This window comes from Bacillota bacterium, from assembly GCA_023511835.1.
Taxonomy (GTDB): Bacteria; Bacillota; Sulfobacillia; order JAIMAT01; family JAIMAT01; genus JAIMAT01.
Window position 1 is genome coordinate 1 of sequence record JAIMAT010000096.1, and the last position, 6,831, is coordinate 6,831.

7 protein-coding genes are annotated in these 6,831 nt (G+C 79.7%); 6 read left to right on the forward strand and 1 reads right to left on the reverse strand.

All coding sequences use genetic code 11. The features are described 5' to 3' along the window. On the forward strand, positions 1-982 hold a 982-nt coding region (locus tag K6U79_10365), incomplete at its 5' end, for a hypothetical protein (GenBank protein MCL6522755.1). A gap of 50 nt (positions 983-1,032) precedes the next feature. Here K6U79_10365 and sfsA read toward each other — a convergent pair. Then, positions 1,033-1,803 carry a DNA/RNA nuclease SfsA gene (gene sfsA / locus K6U79_10370; protein ID MCL6522756.1) on the reverse strand — a complete coding sequence of 257 codons (771 nt, stop codon included), beginning with the start codon at positions 1,801-1,803 and terminating at the stop codon, positions 1,033-1,035. Here sfsA and K6U79_10375 point away from each other — a divergent pair. The 5 genes from K6U79_10375 to K6U79_10395 all read left to right on the forward strand — a co-directional run. After that, positions 1,790-2,077 (forward strand): hypothetical protein, encoded by a 288-nt coding sequence (locus tag K6U79_10375; GenBank protein MCL6522757.1) that lies wholly within the window; start codon positions 1,790-1,792, stop codon positions 2,075-2,077. The two genes, sfsA and K6U79_10375, sit on opposite strands and share 14 nt — an antisense overlap. A gap of 27 nt (positions 2,078-2,104) precedes the next feature. Further along, positions 2,105-2,530 (forward strand): holo-ACP synthase, encoded by a 426-nt coding sequence (locus tag K6U79_10380; protein MCL6522758.1) that lies wholly within the window; start codon positions 2,105-2,107, stop codon positions 2,528-2,530. After that, positions 2,527-4,254, forward strand: a complete 1,728-nt coding sequence (locus tag K6U79_10385) for an NAD(P)H-hydrate dehydratase (GenBank protein MCL6522759.1) — start codon at positions 2,527-2,529, stop codon at positions 4,252-4,254. The genes K6U79_10380 and K6U79_10385 overlap by 4 nt, the downstream gene beginning before the upstream one ends. Beyond that, a complete protein-coding gene (gene alr, locus K6U79_10390) occupies positions 4,254-5,393 on the forward strand; it encodes an alanine racemase (GenBank protein ID MCL6522760.1) in 1,140 nt (379 codons plus the stop codon). Before K6U79_10385 ends, alr begins: the two co-directional genes overlap by 1 nt. Positions 5,394-5,579: 186 nt before the next feature. Beyond that, on the forward strand, positions 5,580-6,831 hold a 1,252-nt coding region (locus tag K6U79_10395), incomplete at its 3' end, for a gamma-glutamyl-gamma-aminobutyrate hydrolase family protein (protein MCL6522761.1).

Here is a 6,831-nt window from a genome sequence, read left to right on the forward strand (position 1 = left end):
GGGCGCCGGCTTCGCCTCCGGCCAGGAAGTGGCCACCTTCTTCACCCTCCGCCCCGCCCCGGGGGCGGCGCTGGCGGCCGCCGCCCTCACCCTGGCGCTGGGCGGCGGCCTGCTTGTCCGCCAGGCGGCGCGGGCCGGCGCGGGCACGCTGGAGGAGCTCCTGGCCTGGCGCTCGCGCCGCCTGGCGCGCGGGGTGGGGCCGCTCTGGCTGGGCTTCCTGGGGCTGGTGCTGGCGGCGATGCTGGCCGGCAGCGCCGCCCTCCTGGTCCAGCGCGGCCTGCCCGGCCGCGGCGGGTCGGCGCTCTTCGCCCTGCTGGTGGCGCTGACGGTGGTGCGGGGCGTGGAGTGGGTCGACCGCCTCTACCGCTGGCTGGTCCCGGCCAAGGTGGGGGCGCTGGCGCTCCTGGCGCTCCTGGCCTGGCTGGGCACGCCGCCCACGGAGGCGCTCTCCCCGCCGCCCCCCGCCCCGCCCCTCCAGGCGGCCGGCTCGACGCTCCTGGGCGCCGCCTTCGGCGGCTACAACCTCCTCCTCTCCGCCGGCCTCCTCCTTCCCGGCCGGCGCCCGCGCGGCGCCGGAGAGACCTGGGCGGCGGCCGCCGGCGGCCTCCTGGCGGCCGCCATGGCGGCGCTGGTGGACGCCGCCCTGCGCCGCACGGGGGCGGCGACGCTGGCCTACGACGTGCCCATGGAACGGCTGGCGGCGCTGCACGGCGCCTGGGCCTCGGCGCTCTACTCGCTGGTCCTCCTGGCCGCCATCTACACCACGGCCGTGGCCGTGGCGCTGCCGCTGGCCGGCCGGGCGGCCGGCCTCGCGGGCGGCCGGGCCGGTGCCGCGGCGGGGACGGCGGCCGTGGTGGCGGCGGCCTGGCTGGTGGCCCAGGTGGGCTTCGTGGCGCTGGTCCGCGTCGCCTACCCGCTGATGGGGCTGCTGGCGCTGGCGCTCCTGGCCGCCCTCCTGGCCGGCGGCGGGCGGCGGTGCTGAGAGGGGCGGGCGGCGGTGCCGAGGGGGACGGGCGGGGCGGCGGGAAGGGGCTACCCGGCCGCCGGCGGCAGCTCCACCGGCACGGGCCCGAGCAGCGTCACCCCCTCCGGCTCCAGGCGGCAGCGCCAGGCGTAGAGCTCGACGCCGGCCGCCGCCGCCCGCCGCGCCGCCTCGGCGAAGGCGGGGTCCAGGCCGGCGAAGGGCCGCAGGAGGCGGGCGTCGTCGCGCTGGATGAACCAGACCAGCGCCGCGCGGCTGCCGCCGCGGACCGCCTCGGCCAGCTCCTCCAGGTGCCGCCGGCCGCGGGCCGTGGGCGCGTCGGGGAAGAGGGCCACCCCCTCGTCCACGCGGTTGCAGGACTTGGTCTCCACCACTCCCCGGGCGCCCCCCGGCCCCTCCACGAGGAAGTCCGCCCGCCCGGCGCCCAGCGGCGGCTCGGCGCGCACCACGCGCCAGCCGGCGAAGGGCTCGAGCCGCCCCCCCGCCAGGGCGGCGGCGAAGAGGCGGTTGGGCAGGCCGGCGTCGACGCCCACCCAGCGCTCTCCGTGGCGGACCAGCACCAGGCGGCCCGCCGTCCGGCCGCCGGCCGCCCCGGCCGGTCGGAGCCAGGCCAGCGCCTCGGCGCCCGGCCGGAGCAGCTCGCTCATGCGCCCGGAGTTGGGCAGGTGGAGGAGGAGCGGCTCCCCGCGGTACTCCGCCTCCACGGCGAAGCGGTTCCGCCGCCCGCCGAGGCGTACCGGGACGAGCGGGGCGGGCAGGAGCGGGAGCGGCTCGGACGAACTGCCTCCCGCGGGGGAGGCGAGGCCGGTGTGGACGCGCATGCTGGGGCTGCTGCTCTGGGCGGTGATGGCTCCCTTCCTGGCCATCGCGCTCGCCTCCCTGGCCATGATGCTCCTGCCGGCGCCCGGCCCCCTCTGGGGCGGCGCGGTCACCCTGCTCAGCGTGGCCGCCCTGGCCTCGGTCCCGCTGCTCATCCGGCGCGAGGCGCGCGAGGCGGGCGACCGCTTCTCGACCGTGGCCGGCGCCGCCGTCGCCGGCTGGTCGGCGCTCGCCGCCATCCTCGTCGATTGGGTCGTCCCCGTCCACATCCTCTGAGGCCGGCCGGGGCGCTAGCATAGGGCCATGATCCTGGGGACCGGCGTCGACATCGTGGAGATCGAGCGGGTGCGAAGGGCGTTGGAGCGGCGCGGCGAACGGCTGCTCCAGCGGGTCTGGACCGCCTCCGAGCAGGCGTTCGGGCGCGGCACGCCCGGCTGGCTGGAGAGCCTGGCCGGCCGCTTCGCCGCCAAGGAAGCGGTCCTCAAGGCGCTGGGCTCCGGCCTGCGCGAGGCCTCCTGGCGCGAGGTGGAGGTGGTGCGCGAGCCCTGGTCGGCGCCCCGCGTCCGCCTCTCGGGGCGCGCGGCGGCGCGGGCGGAGCGGCTGGGGGTGGCCCGCTGGCACCTGAGCATCAGCCACAGCCGCGGCTACGCCGTGGCGGTGGCCATCGCCGAGGCGGCCGGGCCGGAGCCGGAGGCGGAGCCGCGGCCGGAGACGGGGGGAGCCGTGTGAGCGGAGCGGGAGGCGCCGGGGAGATCGAGCTGCTCACCGCGGAGGAGATGCGCGAGGCCGACCGCCTGGCCGCCCAGCGCTGGGAGGTGGGCGCCGAGCCGCTGATGGAGGTGGCCGGGCTCCAGGTGGCGCGCGCCCTGGCCTCGCTGGCGGCGCGGGGGCTGCCGGAGCCGCCGCTCGGCCGGGGCCTCCTGCGCGTGGAGGAGCTGCCGCCGCCCTCGGCGCCCGGCGCCTCCGGCCGCCCCGGGCGGCGACGCCCGCACCTCCCTCCCGGACCGGAGCCGCGTGTGGCGGTGGTGGTGGGGCGCGGCCACAACGGCGGCGACGGGCTGGTGGCCGCCCGCCACCTGGCGGCCATGGGGATGCGGGTGAGCGCGTTCCTGCTGGCCGACGAGGGCGAGGCGGAGGGCCTGCCCGCGCTCCAGTGGCGCCGCCTGGCCGGCTGGCCGCTGGAGCGTCGCGCGCTGGGGCGGTCGGGCGCCGGCCTGGAGGAGGCGCTTCAGGGCGCCGCCTGGATCGTCGACGCCGTCACGGGCAGCGGCGTCCAGGGCGGCCTGCGGGGCGGCGCGGCGCGCGCCGCCGAGGCCATGGCGGCCGCCCGCGCCCGGGGCGCGCGCGTGCTGGCGCTGGACCTGCCCAGCGGCAGCGACGCCGACCGCGGCGCTTGCCCCGACCCGCACGTGCGCGCCGACGTCACCGTCACCGTCGGCCGGCCCAAGCTGGGCACGCTCCTCTACCCGGCGGCGGAGGCGGCCGGCCTCCTCCTCCTGGGGGAGATCCCCGTACCGCCCGCGGTCTGGGAGGCGGTGGCGCCGCGCGCCCGGCTGCTGGAGCCGGCGGGGGCGGCGACGCTCCTGCCGGCGCGGCCGGCGGCGGCGCACAAGGGGCTTTTCGGCCATGTGCTGGTGGTGGGCGGCTCGCGCGGCCTGGGCGGCGCGCCGGGGCTGGCGGCCCGGGGCGCGCTGCGCGGCGGCGCGGGCCTGGTCAGCGTGGCCACGGTGGAGGAGGTGGCGGTGGCCGTGGCGGCCTCGCTGCCCGAGGCCATGGTCAGCGGCTTCCGGGCCGACGCCGACGGGCGCCTCGGCCCCGAGGTGGCGGCCGGCGTGCTGGAGCTGGCCGGGCGGGCGGACGTCCTCCTGGTCGGGCCGGGGCTGGGCCGCTCGGAGGCGACGCGCGAGCTCTTGCGGGCGCTCCTGTCGCGCTGGGAGGGCGCGCTGGTGCTGGACGCCGACGCCCTGGTCGTGGTCGGGGCGGAGGAGGTGGCGGCGCTGCGCGGGCGGCTGCCGGGAGCGGCGGCGCGGACGGTGGTGACGCCGCACCCGGGGGAGGCGGCGCGCTTCCTGGGGCGGTCGACGGGCGAGGTGCTGATGGACCCGCCGGCGGCCGCCCGCCAGCTGGCCCAGCGGGCGCACGCTGCCGCCGTCCTCAAGGGGGCGCACACGCTGGTGGCGACACCCGACGGCCGCCTCTGGGTCAATCCCACCGGCAACCCGGGCATGGCCACCGGCGGCAGCGGCGACGTGCTGGCCGGCCTGGTGGCGGCGCTCCTGGCGCAGGGACTGGAGGCGGGCGCCGCGGCGCGCCTGGGCGTCTACCTGCACGGCCTGGCCGGCGACCTGGCGGCGCGGGCATCGGACGGCCGCGCCCTGGCGGCGGGCGACCTGGCGGCCTGGCTGGGCGAGGCCTACCGCTGGCTGGCCGAACAGGGGGGGACGAGTCGTTGATGCGCCCCACGTGGGTGGAGGTGGAGCGGGCCACCCTGCGCCACAACGCGCGCCTGCTGGCGCGGCGGGCGGCGCCGCGGCGCTGGTGGGCGGTGGTCAAGGCCAACGGGTACGGCCACGGGGCGCGCGAGGTGGCGCGGGTGGCCGCCGAGGAGGGCGCCCTGGGCCTCTGTGTCGCCACCCCGGGCGAGGCGCTGGAGCTGCGCCAGGCGGGGTTGGAGCTGCCGGTCCTCCTCCTGGGCTGGGCGCCGCCGGAGGCGGTGGAGGCGCTGGTGGAGGCGGACGTCCGCCTGACCGTCTTCGACCGGCACGGGGCGGAGCTGGCCGCGCGGGCGGCGCGCCGCCTGGGCCGGAGTGCCCGCCTCCACCTGAAGGTGGACACCGGCATGACGCGCCTGGGCTTCGACGCCGCCAGCGGCCCGGAGCGGCTGGCGGCCAGCGCCGAGGAAGCGGCCCGGACCGCCTCCCTGGAGGGGGTGGAGGTGGAGGGCGCCTACACCCACCTCGCCTCCGCGGAGTCGGATCCGGAGTACAGCCGCTGGCAGGTGGGGCTCTTCCGGAGCTTCCTCCTGGCGCTGGCGGAGCGGGGCGTGCGCCCGCCGCGGCTCCACGTGGGGAACACGGGCGGGCTCCTCCACGTGCCGGAGGCGGCGGACTTCGACTACCGCGTGGGGATCGGCCTCTACGGCTACGACCCGGCCGGGGGCAACCGGGGCCTGGCGGCCGGGCTCCGGCCCGCGCTCCGCTGGCGGGCGAAGGTGGCCCAGGTGCGCGAGGTGCCGGCGGGGCGGCGCGTCAGCTACGGAGGCACCTTCGTCACCGCGCGGCCGAGCCGCCTGGCGACGCTCCCCGTCGGCTACGCCGACGGGCTCCACCGGGCGCTCTCGGGGCGCGGCCAGGTGCTGGTCCACGGGCGGCGGGCGCCGCTGGCCGGCCGCGTCTGCATGGACCAGGTGGTGGTGGACGTGACCGACGTGCCGCGCGTGGAGCCCGGCGACGTGGTGACGCTGATCGGCGAGGACGGGCGGGAGCGGCTGACCGCCGACGACATGGCGGAGGCGGCGGGGACCATCAGCTACGAGGTGCTCACCTCCATCTCGGCGCGGGTGCCGCGCCGCTGGATCGGCGAGGAGCGCTAGGCGGGGGCGCGGGCCGGGGGGAGGCCCGGGCGGGGTGCGGCCGACGGGGCCGCTGGCCGCCGCCTGGGCCTGGCCGGCGCCGGGGGCGGCTCCGCCCGCCCCGGGTGGCGGGAATATACTGGCGGCGGGCGAAGCGAGTCCGAAGCGAGCCCGGCGGGAAGGGCAGAGGGGGCCGGAGGCAGGGTCATGCGACCGCGGATCGGCATTCCGGCGGGTCGGGCCGACGGGTCGGCCGACGCCGCCTTTCATTTGGGAGCGGACTACGTGCGCGCCGTGGAGGCGGCCGGCGGCCTGCCGGTCATCCTCCCCGCCGGCGAGGGGGGCGCCCGCCCCGAGGAAGCGCTGCGCGGCCTGGACGGCCTCCTCCTGGCGGGCGGGGGAGACCTGGCCCCCGCCCTCTACGGCGAGACGCCGCACCCGCAGCTGGGCTGGGTGGACCCCGACCGCGACCGCTGGGAGCTGGCGCTGGCGCGCCGCGCCCTGGCCTCCGGCCTGCCCGTGCTGGGCATCTGCCGCGGCATCCAGGTGCTGAACGTGGCCGACGGCGGGACGCTCTACCAGGACCTGCCCAGCCAGCTGCCGGAGGCTCTGCAGCACCGCCAGCAGGCGCCGCGCTGGCACCAGAGCCACACCGTCCGCGTCGAGGCGGAGAGCCTGCTGGCGCGGCTGGTGGGGGCGGGCGAGCTGGCCGTCAACAGCTTCCACCACCAGGCGGTGCGCGAGGTGGCGCCCGGCTGGCGGGTCTCGGCGCTGGCGCCGGACGGCGTCGTCGAGGCCATGGAGCGGCGCGACCTGCCCTTCGCGCTGGGGATCCAGTTCCACGCCGAGAACCTCTTCGCCCGGGACCGGCGCTTCCTGGGGATCTTCCGGGGGCTGGTGGAGGCGGCGGCGGCGCGCGCCCGCCACGGCGAGGCGGCGGTGCTGGCGGAGGTCTGGCGGGGCGGGGGCGTGGAGTCGCTCCACCGCGGCCACGGCGCCGTCGTCTCGGCCGCCGGCGAGCTCCTCTACGAGCTGGGCGAGCCGGCCTTCCCCAGCGCGCTCCGCTCCGCGGCCAAGCCCTTCCAGGCCATGGCGGTGCTGGAGAGCGGCGCGGGCGAGGAGTTCGCCCTCAGCGACCTGGAAGTGGCCGTCGTCGCCGGCTCGCACGGCGGCCTGCGCGCCCAGGTGGCGCTGGTGGAGGGGCTCTTGGGACGCCTCCACCTCGACCGGCGCGCGCTGGTCTGCGGGCCGCGGCCGCCGCTGGACGCGGCGGCGCGGCGCGAGCTGGCCATGGCCGGCGAGTCGCCCAGCGAGCTCCACCACACCTGCTCCGGCAAGCACACCGGCATGCTGGCCGCGGCGCTGGCGCTGGGCGCGCCGGTGGAGGGCTACGCGGCGCCCGACCACCCCGTCCAGCGCCGGATCCGGCGCCTCCTGGCCGACGTGGCCGGGCTGGAGG